28 protein-coding genes are annotated in these 19,279 nt (G+C 44.9%); 26 read left to right on the forward strand and 2 right to left on the reverse strand.

The window, feature by feature from the left end:
• Positions 1-8: 8 nt before the first annotated feature.
• From rpsH to BUA17_RS29930, 23 genes are all read left to right on the forward strand, one after another.
• Entirely contained in the window at positions 9-407 is a 399-nt protein-coding gene (gene rpsH / locus BUA17_RS29820) for a 30S ribosomal protein S8 (RefSeq protein ID WP_017692088.1), read from the forward strand.
• A gap of 30 nt (positions 408-437) precedes the next feature.
• Positions 438-980 (forward strand): 50S ribosomal protein L6, encoded by a 543-nt coding sequence (rplF, locus tag BUA17_RS29825; RefSeq protein WP_024633576.1) that lies wholly within the window; start codon positions 438-440, stop codon positions 978-980.
• A gap of 117 nt (positions 981-1,097) precedes the next feature.
• Positions 1,098-1,466, forward strand: coding sequence for a 50S ribosomal protein L18 (gene rplR, locus BUA17_RS29830; protein ID WP_063567427.1), 369 nt, complete (start codon positions 1,098-1,100; stop codon positions 1,464-1,466).
• Between the two features lie 27 nt (positions 1,467-1,493).
• Positions 1,494-1,991: a 30S ribosomal protein S5 gene (gene rpsE / locus BUA17_RS29835; protein WP_017692091.1), complete on the forward strand. Its 498-nt coding sequence runs from the start codon at positions 1,494-1,496 to the stop codon at positions 1,989-1,991.
• Between the two features lie 13 nt (positions 1,992-2,004).
• Entirely contained in the window at positions 2,005-2,190 is a 186-nt protein-coding gene (gene rpmD, locus BUA17_RS29840; protein ID WP_017692092.1) for a 50S ribosomal protein L30, read from the forward strand.
• A gap of 43 nt (positions 2,191-2,233) precedes the next feature.
• Positions 2,234-2,674, forward strand: coding sequence for a 50S ribosomal protein L15 (gene rplO / locus BUA17_RS29845; RefSeq protein ID WP_062836188.1), 441 nt, complete (start codon positions 2,234-2,236; stop codon positions 2,672-2,674).
• Entirely contained in the window at positions 2,674-3,972 is a 1,299-nt protein-coding gene (gene secY / locus BUA17_RS29850) for a preprotein translocase subunit SecY (RefSeq protein WP_063567428.1), read from the forward strand. Before rplO ends, secY begins: the two co-directional genes overlap by 1 nt.
• Before the next feature lie 90 nt (positions 3,973-4,062).
• Complete coding sequence (locus BUA17_RS29855; protein WP_024633570.1) at positions 4,063-4,707, forward strand: adenylate kinase; 645 nt, start codon at positions 4,063-4,065, stop codon at positions 4,705-4,707.
• 4 nt (positions 4,708-4,711) lie between these two features.
• Complete coding sequence (gene map, locus BUA17_RS29860; protein ID WP_053779202.1) at positions 4,712-5,464, forward strand: type I methionyl aminopeptidase; 753 nt, start codon at positions 4,712-4,714, stop codon at positions 5,462-5,464.
• A gap of 10 nt (positions 5,465-5,474) precedes the next feature.
• Entirely contained in the window at positions 5,475-5,783 is a 309-nt protein-coding gene (locus tag BUA17_RS29865; RefSeq protein WP_024633568.1) for a KOW domain-containing RNA-binding protein, read from the forward strand.
• Between the two features lie 3 nt (positions 5,784-5,786).
• Complete coding sequence (gene infA / locus BUA17_RS29870; RefSeq protein ID WP_017692098.1) at positions 5,787-6,002, forward strand: translation initiation factor IF-1; 216 nt, start codon at positions 5,787-5,789, stop codon at positions 6,000-6,002.
• Positions 6,003-6,154: 152 nt separating this feature from the next.
• Positions 6,155-6,268, forward strand: coding sequence for a 50S ribosomal protein L36 (gene rpmJ / locus BUA17_RS29875; protein WP_003333770.1), 114 nt, complete (start codon positions 6,155-6,157; stop codon positions 6,266-6,268).
• Positions 6,269-6,288: 20 nt separating this feature from the next.
• Positions 6,289-6,657, forward strand: coding sequence for a 30S ribosomal protein S13 (gene rpsM, locus BUA17_RS29880; RefSeq protein WP_053779200.1), 369 nt, complete (start codon positions 6,289-6,291; stop codon positions 6,655-6,657).
• Between the two features lie 19 nt (positions 6,658-6,676).
• On the forward strand, positions 6,677-7,072 hold the full coding sequence (gene rpsK, locus BUA17_RS29885) for a 30S ribosomal protein S11 (protein WP_017692100.1): 396 nt from the start codon (positions 6,677-6,679) through the stop codon (positions 7,070-7,072).
• A 136-nt stretch (positions 7,073-7,208) separates the two neighbouring features.
• On the forward strand, positions 7,209-8,153 hold the full coding sequence (locus tag BUA17_RS29890; protein ID WP_017692101.1) for a DNA-directed RNA polymerase subunit alpha: 945 nt from the start codon (positions 7,209-7,211) through the stop codon (positions 8,151-8,153).
• Positions 8,154-8,187: 34 nt separating this feature from the next.
• A complete protein-coding gene (rplQ, locus tag BUA17_RS29895) occupies positions 8,188-8,553 on the forward strand; it encodes a 50S ribosomal protein L17 (RefSeq protein WP_017692102.1) in 366 nt (121 codons plus the stop codon).
• Positions 8,554-8,712: 159 nt separating this feature from the next.
• Positions 8,713-9,486, forward strand: a complete 774-nt coding sequence (truA, locus tag BUA17_RS29900; RefSeq protein WP_017692103.1) for a tRNA pseudouridine(38-40) synthase TruA — start codon at positions 8,713-8,715, stop codon at positions 9,484-9,486.
• Positions 9,487-9,691: 205 nt separating this feature from the next.
• Complete coding sequence (rplM, locus tag BUA17_RS29905; RefSeq protein WP_024633564.1) at positions 9,692-10,129, forward strand: 50S ribosomal protein L13; 438 nt, start codon at positions 9,692-9,694, stop codon at positions 10,127-10,129.
• A gap of 19 nt (positions 10,130-10,148) precedes the next feature.
• Positions 10,149-10,541 (forward strand): 30S ribosomal protein S9, encoded by a 393-nt coding sequence (gene rpsI / locus BUA17_RS29910; RefSeq protein ID WP_017692105.1) that lies wholly within the window; start codon positions 10,149-10,151, stop codon positions 10,539-10,541.
• 671 nt (positions 10,542-11,212) lie between these two features.
• Positions 11,213-11,905, forward strand: a complete 693-nt coding sequence (locus tag BUA17_RS29915) for a phosphoadenylyl-sulfate reductase (RefSeq protein ID WP_063567430.1) — start codon at positions 11,213-11,215, stop codon at positions 11,903-11,905.
• Positions 11,906-11,990: 85 nt separating this feature from the next.
• Positions 11,991-13,160: a sulfate adenylyltransferase gene (gene sat / locus BUA17_RS29920; RefSeq protein WP_072735846.1), complete on the forward strand. Its 1,170-nt coding sequence runs from the start codon at positions 11,991-11,993 to the stop codon at positions 13,158-13,160.
• A 68-nt stretch (positions 13,161-13,228) separates the two neighbouring features.
• Positions 13,229-13,984 (forward strand): N-acetylmuramoyl-L-alanine amidase CwlD, encoded by a 756-nt coding sequence (gene cwlD / locus BUA17_RS29925; protein WP_063567432.1) that lies wholly within the window; start codon positions 13,229-13,231, stop codon positions 13,982-13,984.
• Positions 13,985-14,063: 79 nt separating this feature from the next.
• Positions 14,064-15,164, forward strand: coding sequence for an Mrp/NBP35 family ATP-binding protein (locus BUA17_RS29930; RefSeq protein WP_063567433.1), 1,101 nt, complete (start codon positions 14,064-14,066; stop codon positions 15,162-15,164).
• 97 nt (positions 15,165-15,261) lie between these two features.
• Here the strand turns inward: BUA17_RS29930 and gerD are convergent, their stop codons facing one another.
• Positions 15,262-16,023: a spore germination lipoprotein GerD gene (gerD, locus tag BUA17_RS29935; RefSeq protein WP_063567434.1), complete on the reverse strand. Its 762-nt coding sequence runs from the start codon at positions 16,021-16,023 to the stop codon at positions 15,262-15,264.
• 125 nt (positions 16,024-16,148) lie between these two features.
• Here gerD and BUA17_RS29940 point away from each other — a divergent pair, with 125 nt between their 5' ends.
• The gene (locus BUA17_RS29940) at positions 16,149-16,778 is read left to right on the forward strand and encodes a KinB-signaling pathway activation protein (RefSeq protein WP_072735847.1); all 630 of its coding nucleotides are present in this window, start codon (positions 16,149-16,151) and stop codon (positions 16,776-16,778) included.
• A 140-nt stretch (positions 16,779-16,918) separates the two neighbouring features.
• On the opposite strand, the gene pdaB is transcribed toward BUA17_RS29940, so the two are convergent.
• Positions 16,919-17,695, reverse strand: a complete 777-nt coding sequence (gene pdaB / locus BUA17_RS29945; protein WP_063567436.1) for a polysaccharide deacetylase family sporulation protein PdaB — start codon at positions 17,693-17,695, stop codon at positions 16,919-16,921.
• A 121-nt stretch (positions 17,696-17,816) separates the two neighbouring features.
• Here pdaB and BUA17_RS29950 point away from each other — a divergent pair, with 121 nt between their 5' ends.
• Both BUA17_RS29950 and BUA17_RS29955 read left to right on the forward strand, forming a co-directional pair.
• Positions 17,817-18,434 carry a stage II sporulation protein M gene (locus BUA17_RS29950; protein WP_072735848.1) on the forward strand — a complete coding sequence of 206 codons (618 nt, stop codon included), beginning with the start codon at positions 17,817-17,819 and terminating at the stop codon, positions 18,432-18,434.
• 210 nt (positions 18,435-18,644) lie between these two features.
• Complete coding sequence (locus BUA17_RS29955; protein WP_017692114.1) at positions 18,645-18,875, forward strand: hypothetical protein; 231 nt, start codon at positions 18,645-18,647, stop codon at positions 18,873-18,875.
• Positions 18,876-19,279: the final 404 nt, after the last annotated feature.

A 19,279-nucleotide genomic window follows, 5' to 3' on the forward strand; every position in this document is an offset into this window, starting at 1 on the left:
AACTCACAATGACTATGTCTGATCCAATTGCAGATATGCTTACTCGTATTCGTAACGCGAACACAGTTCGTCACGAAACGGTAGAAATGCCTGCTTCGACAATGAAAAAACAAATCGCCGATATCCTGAAGCGTGAAGGTTTCATCCGTGACGCTGAAGTTATCGATGATAACAAACAAGGGATTATCCGTGTTTTCCTGAAATACGGTCAAAATAACGAGCGTGTTATTACTGGTCTGAAAAGAATCAGTAAACCTGGTCTTCGTGTTTACACGAAAAGCAACGAAGTACCTCGTGTACTTGGTGGTCTGGGTATCGCTATCATCTCGACATCCAAAGGTATCATGACGGACAAAGAAGCTCGTCAATCAAAATCCGGCGGAGAAGTCGTCTGCTACGTATGGTAATATAACGTCACAAGATAGGAGGTGCAACATATGTCTCGTATTGGTCGCAAACCAATTACAGTACCAAGTGGTGTGGACATCACACTGGACAACACCGTTATTACGGTAAAAGGACCAAAAGGATCTTTGACTCGTGAACTTCATAAAGATATGAAGGTAACAGTTGAAAACAACGAAATTACAGTTGTGCGTCCTTCCGATAACAAAACTCACCGTTCTTTGCACGGCACAACGCGTAGCGTTGTAAACAACATGGTGAGTGGTGTTACTGAAGGATTCGCAAAATCTCTGGAGCTGGTTGGGGTCGGATATCGTGCAAGCAAATCCGGAGATAAAATCGTTCTGAACGTTGGCTACTCTCACCCGGTTGAAATTACACCGGAAGCGGGAATCGAATTCGAAGTTCCTTCGAATACGAAAATCATCGTTCGCGGAATCGATAAAGAGCGTGTAGGTGCTTACGCTGCTAAAATCCGTTCCGTTCGTGAACCTGAGCCGTACAAAGGTAAAGGTATTAAATATGAAGGCGAGCGTATCATCCGTAAGGAAGGTAAAGCCGGTAAGAAGAAATAAGATTTTTCTTACCGCCTTTGCGCGGTTTTCGACTTGCTTGCTTCTTGTGTTTCTAATATACCCCGTGGCTTCCGGTTTGAAGCCAGCGAGGTAACCTGAAAGGAGTGAATCCCTGAGATGATTACGAAAACAGATAAAAACAAGGCACGTCTGAAAAGACACCTGCGTGTTCGTAAGAAAATCCAAGGAACGGCAGCACGTCCTCGTTTGAACGTATTCCGTTCTGGTAAACATATGTATGCTCAAATCATCGATGATGTTGCTGGTGTAACAATCGCTTCCGCGTCTACCGTAGACAAAGAATTGAGCACTGACATCAAAAATGGTGCATCTGTTGAATCAGCTCGTAAAGTTGGCGAACTCGTTGCTAAACGTGCTAAAGACAAAGGTGTTTCCAACATCGTATTTGACCGTAGCGGTTATCTGTACCATGGTCGTATCGCAGCATTGGCTGAAGCGGCTCGTGAAGCAGGACTTGAGTTTTAAGATATTTTTCAAAAGGAGGTTAACGACTTGCGTGTAGATCCGAATACTTTGGAACTGACTGAAAGAGTTGTAAATATTAATCGCGTAGCTAAAGTAGTAAAAGGCGGACGCCGTTTCAGCTTTAGCGCACTGGTTGTAGTCGGCGACGGCAACGGCTGGGTTGGAGCTGGTATCGGTAAAGCGGGCGAAGTACCTGATGCAATTCGCAAAGGTATTGAAGACGCTAAGAAAAACCTTGTACACGTTCCACTCGTAGGAACATCGATTCCTCACTTGGTAACAGGTAAGTTCGGCGCAGGACGCGTGCTGTTGAAACCAGCATCTGAAGGTACTGGTGTTATCGCTGGTGGTCCTGTACGTGCGGTTCTCGAACTTGCTGGTGTAGGTGACATTTTGACAAAATCTCTGGGTTCTTCGAATTCCATGAACATGGTCAATGCGACTTTGGAAGGTTTGTCCCGTTTGAAGCGTGCTGAAGACGTGGCTAAACTGCGCGGAAAATCCGTCGAAGAGCTTCTGGGTTAAGGAGGGAATTCTCATGGCTAAATTAGAAATTACCCTCGTCCGCAGCTTGATCGGACGTCCGGAGACGCAAAGAACAACTGTGAAAACATTGGGTTTGCGCAAAATCAATAGCAAAGTGGTACAAAACGATAATCCTGCCATCCGTGGTATGATTAACAAAGTAAGCCACTTGGTTGCTGTTAAAGAAGTAGAAGCTTAAAAACGGGTTAATCCCACAAATCTTTAAGGAGGTGCAACGAACGATGAAGTTACATGAGCTTTCACCATCTCCTGGATCCCGCAAAGAACGTAAACGTCTTGGTCGCGGTCCAAGTAGTGGTACAGGTAAAACATCAGGTCGCGGTCACAAAGGACAAAACGCTCGTTCTGGCGGTGGAGTACGTCCAGGCTTCGAAGGTGGACAAAATCCATTGTATCGTCGCTTGCCAAAACGTGGTTTTGTAAACCCAACTCGCAAAGAATATGCAGTTGTGAATACTGAAGACCTGAACAGTTTTGCTGCGGGTACTGAAGTAACTCCAGAATTCTTGATGACGAACGGCGTAGTTAAAAACGCTAAATCCGGAATCAAAATCCTGGGTAACGGTGATGTCACTGTGAAGCTGACTGTTAAAGCTAACAAGTTTTCTCAATCTGCTATTGAGAAAATTGAAGCTGCCGGCGGTACAACTGAGGTGATTTAATGTTCAAGACCCTAAAGAATATCTGGCGGGTTGAAGATCTGCGCAAAAGGGTATTATTTACCCTTTTTGTACTGATCATTTACCGCATCGGCTCCTTTGTTCCCGTACCGGGAGTTAACAAAGATGTGTTCGAAGCGACAAATTCTGCGGGTAAAGAAGTTTTTGGACTTCTCAATACGTTCTCGGGTGGAGCGCTCTTCCAGTTCTCGATATTTGCGCTCGGGATCGTGCCTTACATCACTGCGTCTATCATAGTGCAGCTGCTTTCCATGGACGTTATTCCTAAATTAGCGGAGTGGGCAAAGCAGGGTGAACAAGGTAAGAAGAAATCTGCACAGCTGACCCGTTATTTAACGGTAGGTCTGGCATTGATTCAAGCGTTTGGTACGTCGATCGGATTCAACCGCTTGTACAATACAGAAATGGTGCCTAACGCAACATTTGCAGATTATATCTTGATCGCAATTGTACTTACGGCCGGTACTTCATTCCTAATGTGGCTTGGTGAGCAGATCACCGAAAAGGGCATAGGAAACGGGATTTCGATTTTGATCTTTGCGGGTATCCTATCAACGGTACCTAATATTATCAAACAAACGATCGAATCCGACTTCATCCAAGCTGATCAACTGTTCATGAACATTCTTAAAGGGGTAATCGTCGCAATTGTTATTGTGCTGATTATCATAGGTGTCATTTACATCCAGCAGGCGATTCGGAAAATTCCTGTACAGTACGCTAAACGTGTCGTAGGTAACAAAATGTACGGTGGACAGAACACACATATCCCGCTGAAGATTAATGCAGCAGGTGTTATCCCTGTCATCTTTGCTTCATCTCTGTTGATGTTCCCATCGATCATCGCAAACTTCTGGGCTGATCGTACGTGGGCACAGTGGATCGGAGCCAATCTCACTACTCACAAACCTCTGGGTATGTTACTCTATGTAGTGATGATTTTCGGGTTCACATTCTTCTATACTTTTGTACAGATGAATCCACAGCAGATGGCTGACAACATGAAAAAGAACGGCGGTTACATCCCAGGCATTCGTCCGGGTAAAGCAACCGAGAAATATCTGACCCGTGTCATGACTCGTTTGACAACGGCAGGTGCCATCTTCTTGGCAGTAATTTCCGTTCTGCCTGTAATCTTGGGGGCACTTTCTGGTTTGCCTCAATCAGCGCAAATTGGAGGAACTTCTCTCCTGATCGTTATCGGTGTTGCGCTGGATACCATGAAGCAAATCGAAAGCCAATTGATCAAACGCCACTACAAAGGTTTTATCAATAAATAGGCAATAGGTACCGGTCAAGCTAAGATTTACTTGCCGGCACCTATTGTGCTGTTTGTTGATGTAGGGTAGTCTTGGAGGGAGTGACATAACGTGAACATCCTATTCATGGGCCCTCCGGGGGCAGGAAAAGGAACGCAAGCAGACGTCATTGTGAAAGAGTTCGGTATTCCCCACATTTCAACAGGCGATGCATTTCGTCTGGCGATTAAGCAGGGAACTCCCATTGGCCTGAAAGCCAAAGAATATATGGATCAAGGATTGCTCGTACCAGATGATGTAACCATCGGCATTGTTGAAGAACGTTTGCAGCAGCCTGATTGCAGAGAAGGATTCCTCTTGGATGGATTTCCAAGAACCCTGTCTCAAGCAGAAGCGCTCGATGGCATTCTGGATCGACTGAACTCAGGTCTCGATCATGTAATCAACCTGAAAGTGGACCGCAACAAATTGCTCGCCCGTTTGACGGGTCGTCGTATTTGTAAGAACTGTGGCGCCACATATCATGTCGTGTTCAATCCGCCCAAGCAGGAAGGTATTTGTGATAAATGCGGCGGTGACTTGTACCAGCGCTCTGATGATAATGAAGAGAGCGTAGGCACACGTCTCGACGAATATATCAACAAAACAGCACCACTCCTCACATTTTATGAGAACAAAGGCCTTCTTCGTCAAATGGACGGAGAGCAGGATATCGATCAAGTTTCTCATGAAATCGTGTCCCTGCTGCGAGGTTAATTGAATGATCATTGGTAAGTCCGAAACGGAACTGGGCTTGATGAGGGAAGCAGGGAGAATTGTTGCGGAAACGCATCGTCTCTTGGCAGAGCATATCGCTCCCGGTATTACGACTGGAGAACTTGACCATATGGCCGATCAATACATCCGCAGTCAAGGAGCTGTGCCGTCTTTCAAAGGTTATAACGGTTTCCCTGCCAGTGTGTGCGCTTCAGTGAATGAAGAGTTGGTGCATGGATTTCCCGGCAAACGAAAGTTGAACGAGGGCGATATCGTTACGTTTGACATTGGCGCGCAGTACCAGGGTTATCACGGAGATTCCGCCTGGACTTATCCAGTCGGCCGTATTTCCGAAGAAGCCCGTCGTCTTCTGGACGTTACCGAGGCTTCGTTATACGCAGGTCTGGCGCTGGTAAAACCGGACGTTCGCTTGTTTACAATATCTCATGCGATTCAGAAATATATTGAAGATGAAGGGTTCTCGGTAGTACGTGAATATGTCGGTCACGGTATAGGAGCTGATCTGCACGAAGAACCACAGATTCCGAACTATGGTCTTCCTGATCGGGGACCACGGCTTAAAGCGGGCATGGTGCTGGCCATAGAGCCGATGGTTAACGCAGGTAGACGGTATGTGAAAACGTTGGAAGATAACTGGACTGTCGTCACTGTTGATGGATCGTTATGCGCCCACTTTGAACACACCGTAGCAGTTACACATGAAGGCATGGAAATTTTCACAAAACTGAATGCGTAGGTGATAAGGCATGAACAATCAGTCTAATCCGCAGCTCGGTCAACTTGTGAAGATCCGTAAAGGCCGCAATGCGGACCAAGCCGCAGTAATTGTTGCTATAGCGGACAGTAAGTTCGTATATATTGCGGATGGGGACAAACGTAAGTTTGATCAACCCAAGAAGAAGAATATTCTTCATCTTGAACTCCAGCCGATGATTAGCAGCGAGGTTGTAAACAGTTTAAACGAGAGTGGTCGGGTGACAAACGGAAAGCTCCGCTATGCGGTTCATTCGTTTCTGGAATCCACCAACATTCAAGCTGAAGAGAAAGGAGACTGACTAATGGCCAAGGAAGATGTCATTGAAGTGGAAGGTACGGTTCTCGAACCGCTACCGAATGCAACGTTCAAGGTTGAGCTTGAGAACGGTCATCAAATTCTCGCTCACGTTTCCGGCAAGTTGCGGATGCACTTTATTCGTATCCTGACTGGAGACAAAGTAGTTGTTCAGTTATCACCTTATGATTTGACAAAAGGTCGTATAACTTACCGTAAATAGTAGTAGACAGTTGCAATGAACTGTGAAGCTTATGAAGCGGGTTTTGCCCGGCAAAACTTGCGAAAGCTTCGAAGCCGGTTTTACAATGGTAAAACAAGGTCAATGCTTACGAAGAGGGTTTTGCTTAGCAAAACTTTGAGGAGGTAATTCACATGAAGGTAAGACCTTCGGTCAAGCCGATTTGCGAAAAATGCAAAGTCATTCGCCGCAAAGGGAATGTTATGGTTATCTGTGAAAATCCGAAACACAAACAAAAACAAGGTTAAAGAAGGGGGTGTAGCGTAAAATGGCACGTATAGCTGGTGTGGATTTGCCACGTGATAAGCGCGTTGAGATCGCCTTGACTTATATTTTCGGAATCGGTAAAACGACTTCCCAGAAAATTCTGAGCACAACAGGCATCAATCGGGACACTCGTGTCCGTGATTTGACGGAAGATGAAGTCAGCAAATTGCGTGAAAGTATCGACAAAGAGGTCAAAGTAGAAGGTGACCTGCGTCGTGAAATCTCTTTGAATATTAAACGTTTGACGGAGATCGGTTGTTACCGTGGAGTTCGTCATCGTCGTGGTCTGCCTGTTCGTGGACAACGTACGAAAACGAATGCTCGTACTCGTAAAGGTCCTCGTCGTACTGTAGCGAACAAGAAGAAATAATAAGGGGGGATAAGAGAAAATGGCTAAACCGAAAAAAGTCGTACGTACTAAACGTCGTGACCGTAAAAATATTGAATCTGGCGTGGCACATATCCGCTCCACGTTCAATAACACTATCGTTACCATTACGGACCCTCACGGAAACGCAATTTCGTGGGCAAGCTCCGGCGGCCTCGGATTCAGAGGTTCCCGTAAATCGACTCCGTTTGCTGCACAAATGGCTGCTGAGACTGCTGCCAAAGCTGCAATGGAACATGGGATGAAAGCCGTTGAGGTTATGGTTAAAGGACCAGGCGCAGGCCGTGAAGCAGCGATCCGCTCTTTGCAAGCTGCTGGTCTTGAAGTTAACCTGATCAAAGACGTAACTCCAGTCCCGCATAACGGATGCCGTCCTCCAAAACGTCGTCGTGTCTAATGAGATTTGCCCCTGCGTGTGGTATATTTCCGGCACAATCTGCTAATAATGGTTGTTTAGGCATACTACTACATGTTTTCGCAAGAGAAGGTAAATGTTTCATAGAGGACCGACGTTTTGAAGGAGGGGTATTGCAGTGATTGAAATCGAAAAGCCGAAAATTGAGACGGTAGACGTCAACGATGATGGCACCTATGGGAAATTCGTAGTAGAACCGCTGGAGCGCGGATACGGTACGACGCTTGGAAACTCGCTTCGCCGAATCTTGCTCTCGTCACTGCCGGGTGCGGCAGTGTCTTCGGTTCAAATCGATGGCGTTCTGCATGAATTTGCTACAGTTCCTGGCGTAATGGAAGATGTTACGGAGGTCATTCTTAACCTGAAAGCTTTGTCGCTTAAAATTCATTCTGATGAGGAGAAAGTGCTCGAGATTGATGCTGAAGGCGAAGGAGCAATTACGGCTGGAGATATCCGTGCTGACTCCGATGTGGAAATCCTTAACCCGGATTTGCACATTGCTACGCTCGGACCAGGTTCGAGACTTCACATGCGTATTTTTGCCAATCGCGGTCGCGGCTACGTCCAGGCAGATCGGAATAAACGCGATGACCAGCCGATCGGCGTCATCCCAGTCGATTCCATCTTCACCCCGATCAGCCGCGTTAACTACGCTGTGGAAAATACGCGTGTTGGCCAAGTAACCAACTATGACAAGCTCACGTTGGAAGTTTGGACTGACGGAAGTATTCGTCCTGAAGAGGCTGTAAGCCTTGGCGCTAAAATTTTGACCGAGCATCTGATGCTCTTCGTGGGTCTTACAGACGAAGCGAAAGATGCAGAGATTATGGTCGAAAAAGAAGAAGACAAAAAAGAAAAAGTACTCGAAATGACGATCGAAGAGCTGGATCTCTCTGTTCGTTCCTACAACTGCCTCAAACGTGCCGGTATTAATACCGTACAAGAGCTGACTACGAAAACAGAAGAAGACATGATGAAAGTCCGTAACCTCGGACGCAAGTCTTTGGAAGAAGTTCAAGAGAAGCTTGAGGAACTTGGTTTGGGACTCCGTACAGAAGAATAGACAGCCGAGTGCTTGAAGTGAAGGAGGGAAAACAATGGCATACCAAAAGTTGGGCCGTAATTCCAGCGCACGTAAAGCTTTGTTCCGTGACCTGGTAACCGACCTGTTCTTATACGAACGCATTCAGACAACTGAAGCGAAAGCAAAAGAGGTTCGTTCTATTGCTGAAAAACTGATCACTAAAGCGAAAAAGGGAGATCTTCATGCCCGTCGCCAAGTGGCAGCTTATGTTCGCCGCGAAACTATCGATGGTGAGCAAGATGCAATCCAAAAACTGTTTAGCGAATTGTCCGGTCGTTACGCTGAGCGTCCAGGTGGATACACTCGTATCTTGAAACTGGGACCTCGTCGTGGTGACGCAGCGCCAATGGTTTACTTGGAACTGGTAGACCGCGCGTAAAACAGATGAGATGAGGAAAGGGGACAGAATCAACGATTCTGGATTAACCCTTTTTTTCTCTTCATTTCGGAATTCGTGCTGTAATAGAAGCTCCGTAAGGGGCTTCTTTTGCTGTTCGGGATAGGGATATGTATAGTATGGAACAAAGGTGTGGTAATAATGCGGAACTTATGTATGACGTTAACTTATGATGGCACTGCCTATTTCGGCTTCCAAGTACAGCCGGGTGGGAATACCATTCAGGATCATCTTGAAGATGCGATTCGTGCTTTAACCGGTGAGAAGGTTAAAATTACAGGTTCAGGCCGAACAGATGCAGGTGTTCACGCCCGCAGACAAATCTTCAATTTTCCTACGGAGTCCCAGATCCCGATTGAACGTTGGTGTATTGCACTCAACTCCAGATTACCCTCCGATATTGTCGTTATTGATGCGATTGAAGTTTCGGCTGATTTTCATTCTCGCTATGCAGCGAAAAAGAAAACGTATCGTTATACAGTCAATGCGAATCAATTTCCGGATGTATTCAACAGAAGACTGCAATATCATCATCATGCGAAGCTTGATATTATGGCAATGCAGGAGGGCTTACGACATTTCATAGGGACGTATGATTTTACCTCTTTTGCTTCACGCAAGTCTCAGAAAGAGAATCATGTCCGTTCGGTGTACGAAGCATGGATGGAAGTGGACCGATCAATGTGCAGAGACCATCCGCGCGATCAGGGTGTCATTCACATTTATGTGAGTGGTAACGGCTTTTTGCAGCATATGGTTCGTATCATTGTAGGTACACTGCTGGAGATCGGAGAGGGCAAACGGAAAGCCTCTGATGTACCAAATATGATTGCTGCATGTAATCGATCTGCTGCAGGACCTACTGCAGTTAGCTGCGGTTTAATGCTCTGGGATCTTGAATACAAAAAAGATTAAATTTGGTGAGTGAAAAGCTTAATTAACACTTGCGATTTAATCGCCTATCATGTAATATAAAAGTTGTGTTTTCTTAATGGCTTTCCCACAGCCCCAATTAAGAGGTTCACATCAAATTTACAATCCATCAACACCTAAAGTTATAACTTAACGAACGAAGATAAATGAAAATGATGATTTTGAACATTTTAAGGAGGAACTTTTCATGCGTACTACGTACATGGCGAAGCCTAACGAAGTTGAGCGCCAATGGCACATCATTGATGCTGAAGGCAAAACCCTCGGACGTTTGGCGAGCGAAGCGGCAGCTTTGATTCGCGGCAAACACAAGCCACAATTCACTCCACATGTGGACACTGGCGATTTCGTTGTTATCATCAATGCTGAGAAAATCGTATTGACTGGTAAGAAAATGCAAGGTAAAAAATACTACCGTCACTCAATGCACCCAGGTGGTTTGAAAGTAACTACAGCTGAAGAGATGGTTAAAAACAAACCTGAGCGTATGTTGGAATTGGCTGTTCGCGGTATGCTTCCTAAAACTCGCATGGGCGAGAAAATGAAGTTGAGACTTAAAGCGTACAGAGGCACTGAGCATCCACATGCAGCACAAAAACCAGAAGTTTACGAACTTCGCGGTTAATTAAAAGGAGGACAGTTTCATGGCACAAGTACAATACTATGGGACAGGTCGTCGTAAACATTCGGTAGCACGTGTTCGCCTTGTACCGGGTGAAGGACGCATTGTCATCAATAAACGTGATATTAATGAATACTTCGGTTTGGAAACACTCAAACTGATCGTAAAACAACCACTGAACTTGACAGAAACGCTCAACAACTATGACGTTCTTGTTATTGCTCATGGTGGCGGAATCTCGGGTCAAGCCGGCGCAATCCGTCATGGTATCTCCCGCGCTCTGTTGAAAGCAGATCCGGAATACCGTGCTTCCCTGAAAAAAGCAGGATTCCTGACTCGTGACCCACGGATGAAAGAGCGTAAAAAATACGGTCTCAAAGCCGCACGTCGCGCACCTCAGTTCTCCAAACGTTAATATGCATTACAAGCCTTTGGCCTCGGTCAAAGGCTTTTTTGTATTTACAGATCAATAGGTGTATTAAATGTTCTTTACTTTAGAAGATGCACCAAAGTAGCTTCGGGTTCCTCTGTATCGGTTAAAGTTTCTTCCTCCAGCTAATACTCCAGTAAACGCAACCCTCCTATAGCACAAAGATCAAATTTGCAGGTTAGGAACATCATAATGGTTGTAATCATTCATTTTTCATTCTCAATTTTCATCAGTTTTTCTTATGGTTTTGATAAAGGTCCCTTACAATTGAAGAATAGGATTCCCGCATTTATCTCATTATTAAATCCTTCTCGTTTTTCTATATTCCTGCGATTCTATAGAGTTATTCTATACATCGTTTTATCAAATTGGCACCATAAACCCAGCAGTGGCAAAGGATTTCAATGACGAAGAGATAAGGATAAGGTAAAAATCAAAGATGCTACACATGGATGCTTTTATCCACAAATCGTTTAAATGCATAATTAACACCAAATTATATTCAAAACGAACAACAAAAAAATGGCCCAAAACTGATGTTTTTTACCATATGGCAGGCATTGACATCCCCCATGAAAGATTTATACTATACATAATTCATATTAGATTAGTCGGCTTTAGTGATTGTTGAAATGCAGAATGGGGGAAATGCAGACATGAACTTGTTGGAGAAAGAAGAACTTGCACGGACGAAGGCTGAAGAATTGGAAAACGCAAGTCCAGAGGATATTATTCGTTATGCTATTGAGACGTTTCCAAATATCACTTTTGCTTGCAGCTTCGGTGCGGAGGATGTTGTACTTGTAGATATGCTTCAGAAGATCAGCCCATCCACGGATATATTTTATCTAGATACTGATTTTCATTTTAAGGAGACATACGAAACTCGTGACAAAATGAAAGAGAAATACAATCTTGATTTTGTACGTGTGGCTCCGAAAATTACTCCGGAGGAGCAGGCAGCTCAACATGGAGAACAATTGTGGAAGTCGGATCCTAATGCTTGCTGTAATATTCGGAAGGTTGAGCCGCTGACACGTATTCTATCCCAGTATGATGCATGGATTACCGGTATTCGGAGAGATCAAGCACCGACACGTGCAAATTCCAAGAAGGTCGAATATGATGCTAAGTTTGGACTTATGAAGTTCAACCCGATTGCACATTGGACTACAGAGGATGTATGGGATTATATTCGTGTCAATAATGTCGTGTACAATCCGCTGCATGATCAAAATTACCCGAGTATCGGTTGTGAGTATTGCACACGTCAGGTTATGCCTGGAGAAGATCCACGTGCGGGACGCTGGTCTGGGAACGAAAAAACGGAATGTGGTCTTCATAAATAATTTATTCAGAATAAGTGATGGATTTAATAATGCACTGGATTCATTCTTGATGATATAAAAAATGGTGAAACAGGGAGCTGACAAGATGACTTCGATTCTGCCTCATGGAGGTACGCTGATTCAGCGTGTCGTACAAGGAGAAGAACGGGAACAATTATTACGAGAGAGTGAGAAACTGTCCTCTTTACGTATTAACAGCTGGACAATTTCGGATTTGGATCTCATTGGTGTGGGTGCATTCTCACCGCTTCAAGGTTTCATGAATGAAGAAGACTATCTTTCAGTTATATCTCGTATGCGTCTTGCTGACGGAACAGTCTGGAGTATCCCCATTACCTTAGCTGTAGATGAGCAGCAGGCTGCTTCACTCCAGATCGGTGAGACTGTGGCACTTATAGGCGATAATGACGGGGTAACCTATGGATTGCTGGAAGTGAAGAGCTTATATAAAGTAGATCAGGGTGAAGAAGCGCATCGTGTCTTCAAGACGGATGATCCAGAGCACCCGGGTGTGAAGAAACTGCTGGAACGACCTGCAACGTATGTAGGAGGTCCAATTCAAGTGCTGAATCGTCCCAAACCGGCCAAGTTCGAACAGTTCTATTATGATCCTGCTGAGACACGGAAAACGTTCCAGGATAAGGGCTGGAAGACGGTTGTTGGTTTTCAGACGCGTAATCCGGTCCATCGTGCCCATGAGTACATTCAGAAGAGTGCAATGGAGATTGTGGACGCCCTGTTCTTAAATCCGCTTGTAGGCGAAACGAAGTCTGATGACGTGCCTGCCGATGTACGAATGAAGAGTTATCTGGTTTTGCTGGAGAACTATTATCCGGCTGATCGTGCGTTTCTAGGCGTATTTCCGGCAGCTATGCGGTATGCTGGTCCAAGAGAGGCCATTTTCCACGCGATGGTACGTAAAAATTATGGTTGTACTCACTTTATTGTAGGTCGCGACCATGCAGGTGTGGGTGACTACTACGGAACATATGAAGCGCAGGAGATCTTTACTAACTTCACACCGGAAGAACTCGGTATCACGCCTTTGTTCTTTGAACATAGTTTTTTCTGCACCAAATGTGGCAACATGGCATCAAGCAAAACCTGCCCGCATGATAAAGAACACCACATGGCTCTGTCTGGCACGAAAGTACGTGGGTTGCTACGAGATGGGCTATGCCCTCCACCTGAATTTACGCGCCCAGAGGTAGCTGAGGTGCTGATTGAAGGAATGGCTGAGCAAGTCCGCTCCTAACGGTATATTTGTCCATCTTGTCCCATATAGATGATTAGAGTCATTTATAGGGACGAGGTGGTTTTTTTATGCGTAAAAATATGGGGAAGCACTTTGTGATCTGGATTAGGTTACGCACCATGAAGAGGGTCATGTTAAGCCTTTGTTTGCTTGCGATGTTTGTGGCGGTGGTGACGTATGAGTTGCCCTCCTCCAAAATGTCCGGTTACTGGGGGCTGCCATTAGCGGGAAAAGTCATTGCCATTGATGCAGGACATGGTGGGCCAGATGGGGGAGCGGTGAGTAAGCAGGGAGTCATTGAGAAAGATATCAATTTATCCATTGCGCTGTACGTACGAGATTATCTGCAGCAAGCAGGGGCCTTGGTTGTGATGACCCGAGAAATAGACACCGATCTGGCTGCATCTGATACCAAAGGGTACTCCAAACGCAAGACGGAGGATCTGAAACAAAGAGTAAGAAGAATCGAGGATAAGCAGGCAGATCTCTTTATCAGCATTCATATGAACAGTGTACCTTCGAACCGCTGGAGTGGCGCTCAAGTTTTTTATACACCCAATCATCCCGATAATGCAGGATTAGCCAATCTTCTTCAGCAAGAAATGATTCGTAATCTGGAAAATACAGATCGAATCGCGAAAACGGTAAATACCGTTTATTTGCTCCAGGCGTTAAAAATTCCCTCGGCACTGGTGGAGGTAGGGTTCCTTTCTCACCCAGAAGAGGCGCGTCTTCTTGCAGATGAAACCTATCAGCGTAAAGTGGCTGCATCCATCTATAACGGGATTCTCCGTTATTCGTCAGGAGAACGTCCTAAAAGTTAGTCACAATGAGAAAGGTAATGATATAATTGAATCAGCATACCTAATTACATGCCAATAGATAAAGCTGAGGTGCTGTCTGATGTTATCAAAAGAACAGATACTTGAACTATTGCAGCCGTTGCAGGAACCGCAATTGGGCGTAAGTTTGACTGAACTGCAGTGGGTCCGTGATGTCATGGTTAAAGAAAATCATGTTGCTCTTACTATGGTGACGCTGGAGAACCGCACAGAGGATACAACTGCTCTAAGCGATGCCGCGCGCAACCTGTTGTCCCAACACGGAGTGAATGATGTACATATTCGTCTGCGTGCAGCGTCAGAGCATGAGCGTGAGAGCCTGAACATAGGACAAGCGGATCATGAGGAAGACCAGGACGAAGTGCTTGTCAAAGGCCATGCAGCAGGGCTGGACGGACATGAGTTGTTAAGTCCTGAATCCGGCGTACGTTTTATTGCTGTTGCTAGTGGTAAAGGCGGCGTCGGCAAATCGACGGTAACCGTTAATTTGGCTGCAGCTCTGGCACGTCAAGGCAAGAAGGTTGGCTTGATTGATGCAGATATATATGGCTTCAGTGTACCTGACATGATGGGAATTGAGGAATATCCAGTCGTTGAGGACGGGGTTATTCAACCCGTTGAGCGTTTCGGCGTAAAAGTGATGTCGATGGGATTCTTTATTCGAGAGAATAACCCGGTGATCTGGCGTGGACCTATGTTGGGGCGGATGTTGCGCCAATTCTTTACCGATGTAAACTGGGGAGAGTTGGATTATATGCTGCTTGATCTGCCTCCGGGTACGGGGGATGTCGCACTAGACGTACACCAGATGCTGCCTCACAGCAAAGAAATCATCGTTACAACACCTCATGCAACCGCTGCCTTTGTAGCTGCACGTGCAGGTGCCATGGCCATTCAGACGGAACATGAGCTGCTTGGTGTGGTAGAGAACATGGCTTATTATGAATGCAGCAAATGCGGAGAGAAAGATTATGTATTTGGCCGGGGCGGTGGGGGGACTCTTGCCGAGAGTCTTCATACAGAGCTGCTTGCACAGATTCCACTGGGAGCGCCGGATAATCATATTTCGGAGCCGGATTTTTCACCATCCGTGTATAAAGCGGATTCAAGCATCGGTGCGATCTACGACGAGGTTGCCCAAACTGTTGATGCCAAGTTTTAAATTTTCTAATGACGTAAAATATATAAAAAGGCCCACATCCATGGATGTGGGCTTTTTTTCAACATGTGATAACTTTTAACTTTGAAGTATGATCAACTTACGATCCTCCATTACTTCCGTCGCCACCACTGTTACCATCACTACTACCGTCACTGCTGCCACTTCCGCCATCCCCATTGTCGTCTTTGCTTTGGCCCTCCTGTTTGCCGCCTTGTTCTGTTTTGGGTTGCAACTCATCCTGGACTACCTTTTTAAGCAAAGTCAGCACTTCCATCCGGAATAAAGGATTTTGCATGACTTCCTGCATAACGGTCATCGTTTGTTTACGATATTCGGGCGTTTTGGTCATATCCATGAACATTTTGGACACTTCAGGAGATTTCATGACATCCCCAATGGATTTTTGATACGTTGGATCTTTGATTAATTGCATATGCAGTTGCTTGCTTTGGGAGTTAATCACTTTGGCGAATTCACCTGCAAACTGTGGATCCGTCATAATTTTCTCGAATTCCTTCTGGTATTCAGGAGCCGTGATGGTATCTTTTACAGCTATACGTATTTGTTCTGAAGATTGCATAGGCATTAACATTTTCATACCCACTGTTCCAGATCCACCGCCAGAAGCTCCACTTTGGCCAGAAGCGCCGCCTTCGCCACCACCAGAAGAACTTTGTCCAGTGAGAGCTTCCTCGACCGCCTTTTTACCTTCGTCACTTTTGAGAATATCCACGACCATCGTTTTCATCTCTTTATAACCGCCCTGAGGAGGCGAATAATTCTGATCTGAGCCACAGCCGGCGAGCATGACGGATAGTCCAAGTACGACACAGCATAACTGCCACAAAGGCCGTTTCATGTGCACAACCCCTCCTTGATTAGATACTGGATGTAGTATGTGATGGGAAACCGCTAAATATGTTGAATGATGATGGTTTTTTGCTGTGAAGGTTGGTAAAATAAACTCTCGGGGGTGGAAAACATTTGAATTTACGTAAATGGTTTTTCCTATTTTGGTCAGCTTTGCTTATAGGGGCTGCAGGATCATTAGTGACGGGTCTAATTATGATGTTGGTTAATGGAGAAAAAACAAATGGAATGACCGATTTTTTAATTTATCTCCTGATCTTGTTTGGTTCCGGTATTATGATTAGCGTGTATTCGCAAATGGGTTTTTTCGCATACTTGATATTGAACTATATGGGCAAAGGTGTATTTTCGAAACACAGTTGGCAAATTGTACAGATTGTTCTAACCGTTTTGGCGTTACTTGATGTCATGTTTTTACGTTTGTTTGTTGGTGGGGAACGAGAACGGCTATCCGATATTGTGCTTGGAATCATTATTTTGGCAGCTGGAATTGTTACCGCTTACGTAAAGGTTAAAAAGACACATATTTCGGCGCTGGTGCCTACACTCTTTTTCATGGTGGCTGTTACCGTGGTGGAGACGATCGGTGTGCTGCGAATTGATGTGAATGCGGCTACCATCTTTATTGTGGTTCCACTGTTAATCTGTAATGCATACCAAATGCTGATATTGCACAGGCTGGTAGATGGGTCCATGGAGCAGCGGGTGAGTGGAAAGACCGAGGTACAAGAAAGTCATGCGTAGCGATTATCTTAAAAAAACGCCAAAAAGAGCTAACCTGGTTAGCTCTTTTCCATTTATGGCGCTTCAGCGCCTTTTTACAAGGCATGGAGTACAGAAGGTAAGTATACAGTTTGCCTCAGCAATACTGCTTTAATTAACGTTTACTGTGCACTGGCTTGGTCGCGAACTTCCGTACCTTTGACACTTGAATGGTTAAGCAGCTCAGAAACCGTCACGAATTCATACCCTTGATTTTTTAACTTGTCGATAATGACGGGTAATGCTTCATGCGTTTGTTTCGAGGAATCACTAGCGTGCAGCAGCACAATGTCACCAGGATGCGCCTTGCTAACTACACGATCAACAATGGTCTGTACACCAGGGTTCTTCCAATCCTGCGAATCGGTGTCCCATTGGACAACCTGATAATTCAAACTGCTGGCAACCTGGAGAACACGTTTGTCAAAGTCGCCATTAGGTAGACGCAGCAATTTCGGTTCTTTTCCCGTTAAATCGGTTAAAATGCTATGAGCTGTCGAAATTTCCTTGCGGATTTCCTCTTCAGTCAGGCTGCTGTAATTATCATGCTTGTGACCATGGCTGCCGATTTCGTATCCTGCGTCTTTGATGGCTGTTACAATCTCGGGGTGTGTCTTACTCCAGGGGGAGGACAAGAAGAAAGTGGCCTTCTGAACTTTATTTTCTTGGAGGACCTTCAGAATAGGCTCTGTCCTTTTATCTCCCCAGCTAATGTCAAAGGTGAGTGCAATAACCTTCTTCTCAGTTGGAACGCTGTATACGGCGGATGGTGCATCCTCCGAGAATACAGAAATATTGCCGCTCTCCAGATAAATAATCCCGATAGCAAAGACGGCAGCAACCAGCACAATCAGGAAACGTTTGATCTTTTTGCCGCTAAATACATAGAACGAGTTCATTTCAATAAGCGCCCCTCTCCCATAAGAAATGCTTGTTTACTCTCCAATGTATGCTCGTACCTCGCAGTTATTCGTATCAGACGTTTGTTTGTCCAACATCTTGGTTCCACAGGAGGATATTATGTTAAAATTCAGTACATTTCTTAGAGCTTTAGGTTCCATTCGTGGTGCATTAATCTGGTCGATCGTATTGTTTGTTGTTGGAATAGGCACGGGATGGGTGAGTACAGGAACACTTGAGGATATATTGTTGAATCAAATCGGGGGACTAAGGGAGGTTAGTGAGCGGCTGGAGCAGGGGAACAATGTGCAATGGAACTTCTTCCTCTTTATCTTTTTCAATAACGCCATCAAAAGTGTACTCGTGATCTATGCCGGTATCTTCTTTGGCATTCTGCCTGTCGTTTTCCTGTTAATCAATGGCATGGTTATCGGTTTTCTGGTACACACCACAATGAACTATGGGGCCAGCTTCTTTGATATTGTTGTAAAAGGACTTCTTCCACATGGCATTATTGAAATTCCGGTAATTATTATCGCTTGTGCATTCGGTTTAAGGTTTGGTGGATTAGCTCTCAAAAGTCTTGGTCAATTTGGCGGGGAGAAACGAAATACGATTGGCAGCCAGTGGAGTGCGTTTATGCGCACAACGGTAATTGCATCCTGCTGGATTGTTATTTTGCTACTTGTTGCAGCGATTATCGAAAGTACACTTACCTACAGCCTGGTGCGAGGATAAATTTGTATGGGATGACATTCATAAATTTTCAGAAAGTTGACCATAACAATAAAACGGGTTTCAGTAGCAAATACCAAAGGACAAATAAAGATGATCCTGGGTTTGCTACTAAAACCGGCGCTGTCCGATATATAGCCTGAATTAAAGGGGCTCGAATATGACATACACTGGGACACGCCATTATCCATATGCAGAAAAAGGAGAACTCTAATGCTGGGTATGCTGTTTAACGAGAAGGAATGCAAGGAACTGGATTATGTATTGCGCAAAGAGCTTGATGAAATGCTGTTCGACTTAAGTGACAACCGTCTCGATCAAGAAATTAAATACGCCATAGCAAGTCGCTACAAGACTGTGTTCCGTATGTATGCGCGCTTTGCGCCACCCAAAGAGTTATCCAAATATGCTAGAGGCGGCAAACTAAAAAAATCCAAGCCATAATGATGTGGTCAGTGGGATGCTGAAGTTCACCATATAAGAGAGGTGCGGCCCGTAAAGCCAGCGCTGTACCTCAGACACCATGAATCAGTAATAGGTAGAATAGGCGGCTTTGAAAAGGGATATGAAACATTTTGTCGAAAAAGGGTTGACCTTTTTTGTTCAATATGATAAATTAATTTTCGTTCCTTTTTTAAGGAAAAGTTAACCGGAACAAGCGCTGGAATAAAGCGATTGAAAATAAATCAAAAAAAGTGCTTGCAAAGTAAACTTAAACATGATATATTATAAAAGTCGCCGCTGAAAATACGGTGAAAAAGAAAACAGAAACAAATTGAATGTTTGATCTTTGAAAACTGAACAACGAGTGAGTAACGATCTTGCTTGCAAGATCGACGCTGAGAAAT

Source organism: Paenibacillus sp. ov031 (assembly GCF_900143165.1).
Classification (GTDB): domain Bacteria; phylum Bacillota; class Bacilli; order Paenibacillales; family Paenibacillaceae; genus Paenibacillus; species Paenibacillus marchantiae.